Annotated in this window: 3 protein-coding genes; 1 reads left to right on the forward strand and 2 read right to left on the reverse strand. The window is 76.2% G+C overall.

The window, feature by feature from the left end:
- Positions 1-132: 132 nt before the first annotated feature.
- Positions 133-1,077 carry a PAC2 family protein gene (locus tag AB0E96_RS39490; protein ID WP_359831446.1) on the reverse strand — a complete coding sequence of 315 codons (945 nt, stop codon included), beginning with the start codon at positions 1,075-1,077 and terminating at the stop codon, positions 133-135.
- Positions 1,078-1,848: 771 nt separating this feature from the next.
- Between AB0E96_RS39490 and AB0E96_RS39495 the strand changes: the two genes are divergently transcribed.
- Positions 1,849-2,583, forward strand: coding sequence for a GNAT family protein (locus tag AB0E96_RS39495; RefSeq protein ID WP_359831448.1), 735 nt, complete (start codon positions 1,849-1,851; stop codon positions 2,581-2,583).
- Here AB0E96_RS39495 and AB0E96_RS39500 read toward each other — a convergent pair.
- On the reverse strand, positions 2,573-3,652 hold the full coding sequence (locus AB0E96_RS39500) for an ADP-ribosylglycohydrolase family protein (RefSeq protein WP_359831450.1): 1,080 nt from the start codon (positions 3,650-3,652) through the stop codon (positions 2,573-2,575). The two genes, AB0E96_RS39495 and AB0E96_RS39500, sit on opposite strands and share 11 nt — an antisense overlap.
- Positions 3,653-3,702: the final 50 nt, after the last annotated feature.

Below are 3,702 nucleotides of genomic sequence, written 5' to 3' on the forward strand. Positions count from 1 at the left end.
CGGAGGCGACCGTGAGCGGCAGTTGGCTGTCGGCCCTGGCGGCGGGGGCCGCGGAGAGGAGCAGGCCGAGGACAAGGGCTGGGCATGCGGCCAGCCGACGTGCCGCGCGGCTGCCCCGCGGCCTGCCCGCGGCTACTCCGCGCCGCGCTCGTGCTCCGCCAGGAACTGCTCGAAGCGCCGCCCCAGTTCGTCCGCCGAGGGCAGGTCCACCGGCTCGGCCAGCAGGCTCTCCCGGCCCTCCGCGCCCGCCACGGCGTCGTACTGCCCCTCCATGCCGCGGATCGCCGAGCGCAACTCGCCGTCCCCCTGGGCCAGCTGCTCCTCGATGTCCGCGTAGACCTCGGACACCTGCTCGCGCAGCCGGGTGCCGGGCAGCACCAGCCCGGTGGCGGACTGCGCGGCCTCCAGGATCTGCACGGCCGCCGCCGGGTAGGCGGAGCGGGCCACGTAGTGCGGGACGTGCACGGCGAAGCCCAGGACGTCGTGCCCGGCCTCGGCCAGGCGGTACTCCACCAGCGCCTGGGCGCTGCCCGGGACCTGCGCCTGGTCGAACCACTGCGGGTAGCCCGGGGCGAGGTCCAGCCGGTTGCCGTGCGGCGTCATGCCGACCGGGCGGGTGTGCGGCACGCCCATCGGGATGCCGTGGAAGTCGACCGAGAGCCGGACCTCGAAGCGCTCCACCAGCTCGCGGACGGCGCGCGCGAAGAGCTCCCACTCGACGTCCGGCTCGGGGCCGGTGAGCAGCAGGAACGGCGCGCCGGCGGCGTCGTGGAGGAGCTGGAGCAGGATCTCCGGCGGGTCGTAGGACGCCCAGTGGTCGTGGTCGAAGACCATCGCCGGGCGGCGGGCCCGGTAGTCCACCAGACGGTCGTGGTCGAAGCGGGCCACCACCTGCGGCGAGCCCGTCTCCAGCAGGTGGGACACCACCTGGCCGCCGGCCTCCCCGGCGTCCATGAAGCCCTCGAAGTGCTGGAGCAGCACGAGGCCCGCACCGGTGTCGCGCAACTGCTCGTTGGCCGCGGCGACGGCGGCCACGCCCTGCTGATCCAGCTCGTACAGCGCCTGGAAGTCACGCACCGCGCACCCAACCCCGTTCTCTGCTCGTTCCGGTCGACCGGCTTCTCGTTCTTGCAGCGTGCCGGGCGCCGCCGGAATTCCCGCCCCGGGCCCCGTCCTCGCTCCGACCTCGCCCCGCACCGGTCCCGGGACGGTCCCGCAGGCCGTCCCGGCCCGCGGGCGGCCGGGTCGCGGGACCGCCCGCAGGGCCGCCGCGAGGCCGTTCGACGGCTCTCCGGGGACGCGCCCGGGAGCCGCGGCCGAGCGGCTCCGGACCATGATCGCACCCGGCGGAGAGCCCCTGGTCACACCCCTCGGAGGAGCCCGTCCGCGGGGCCCGCGAACGGCCCGGGCGGCCATTCGCGCGCCGCGAAGTGACGCACCGCCTTCTGGCGGGTATCGTCCTCTCGCTGCCTCGCATCGTCGCGTCGTCGTCACGTCGTCCGTAACGCCGTCGGCCACGTCCCGGTCCGGTGCTCGGCCAGCCACCCACGACGCATCTTGCCTTCACCTGGCCGCCTGCTTCCCTTCGCGCTCTCGTACCCTCCTCGGCCATTTCGCGGACGCACACTGTCCCCTCGCTCTTCCCGCCGGACCGGTCCGAGGACCCGTGTCCGTTCCGGCACCCGCGCCGCCCGTTCCGGGCCGCCGCCCCCACCCCGTCCGACCGGAGCTCCGGCGTGCGCGGGCACCCGGCCGGCGGACCCGGGCCCAGGCGTACCCAGCCCAGAGCACCCCGTGCCGTACCCCGGCCCGGGAGGCACCCTCCGACCGATGAAGGACCAAGGTTCCGTGCCCGTACCTGTCATCCTCACCGGCCGCACCGTGCGGCTGGAGCCCCTTGCCGCGCACCATGCCGAGGCCATCGCCGAGGCCGGCGCCGAGGACCGTACGACCTACGCCTTCACACCCGTCCCGCACGGTCCGGAAGCCGCCCGCGACTACGTCGCCCGCGCGCTCGCCGACCAGGCCGCGGGCCGGTCTCTGCCGTTCGCGACGGTGAACCTCGCGGACGGCCGGGTCGTCGGCTCCACCCGCTTCCTGGAACTCGACTACTGGCGGGGTCCGATGGTGTGGCCGCCCGTGCCAGGGGTCCCGTTCGGGGATCCGGCCACGGCCGTCCCGGACGCCGCCGAGATCGGCAACACCTGGCTCTCGCCGCGCGCCCAGGGCACCGGCATCAACACCGAGGCCAAGCTGCTGATGCTGCGCCACGCCTTCGAGACCTGGGGCGTGCAGCGGATCTCGCTGCGCGCGGACGCCCGGAACCTGCGCTCGCGCGCCGCCATCGAGCGGCTCGGCGCGACCTCCGAGGGGGTCCGCCGGGCGCACTCGCGCGGGCTGGACGGGGTGGTGCGCTCGACCGCGTTCTACTCGATCCTCGACGACGAGTGGCCGGCCGTCCGGGACATCATCGAGCTGCGGATCGCCGCCGCCACCTCGCCGAGCGCCCCGGATCCGGCGATCAACCAGGAGTGCCTTAGACAGGGCGGCAGCGGCGCCGGGCAGCTGATGATCACGGCCTGAGGCCGAGCGCCCGGTAGCCGGACCGCACCAGGCCCAGGACGACCGGCAGGACCGTGTGGTCGTCCCAGGCCCGGTGGCGGCCCGGATCCGCCTCGACCAGCGCCTCCACCGGCCGCCAGCCGCCCCGCACCCGGGCCACCCGGACCCGGTAGATCTCCGCCCCGCCGACGCTGCGGTGCAGGTGCAGCACGCCCTCGGAGACGACGGCGACCCAGCGCTCGTCCGTGTCCCGGGCCCGCAGGCCCCGCCTGATCCGCTCCCAGTCCCCGTCGGACCAGCTCACGGCCGGCACCGGGTGCGGACGGGGCAGGCTGATCGGGGTCAGGTGCGGCTCGCCGGCCGCGCGCACGCCGCCCGGCTCGGGGAACGCCCAGGCCGGCAGCGGCTCGCAGGCGTCCCGCCAGCCGCGCGGGATGCCCGCGGCGCCGGTGTGCGCGGCGACCACCCCGCCGGTGATCGCGGCGACGGTGTCCATGTCGCCGCCGGCCGCGATCGCGTCCCAGACCGCGGCGCGGTAGTCGGCCAGGTTCCGGGCGGCGCACCACAGCGCGTACGGGACGGTGTCGGCCGCCGACGTCCGGCTGCCGTTGCCGAGCAGGCGCGCGGCGGTCCGGAAGTCCGTCCCGGCGGGCAGCCCGCGGGCCTCCACGATGCCGTCCCTGACGGCCCCGTTCGGGGTGAGGCCGGCCACGTCCTCCAGGAAGCGCTCCGGCGCCGTCGGCCGGGTGCGCGCCCGCGCGGCGTACGCGGCCGCCACCGCGACCGCGATCGCGCCGTCCACGGCCTGCGGGTGGGTGTGGGTGATCAGGGCGGTGTCGGCGGCGGGGCGCACCGCGGCCCTCGGGTCCTCGGCGTACACGGCCCCCAGCGGGGCGACCCGCATGGCGGCGCCGTTGCCGTAGGAGCCCTGGCCGTCGAAGAGTTCGGCGGCCAGCCGGCGGGCGTCGCCGCCCTCGCGGACCAGCCGCAGCAGCCGGTTGGCGGCCGGGCCACAGGGCGTGTCTTGCGGATCTTTGCCGGGTGCGCGACGCCGGGGCACGCACCTCGCCGCGTTGTCGTCGGTCGCCAATGCTCCGCAGTGGCTCCCTCCTCCGCCTTGCGATGCACGCACCCCAACGC

Source organism: Kitasatospora sp. NPDC036755 (genome assembly GCF_040636595.1).
In the GTDB taxonomy this organism is placed as follows: domain Bacteria; phylum Actinomycetota; class Actinomycetes; order Streptomycetales; family Streptomycetaceae; genus Kitasatospora.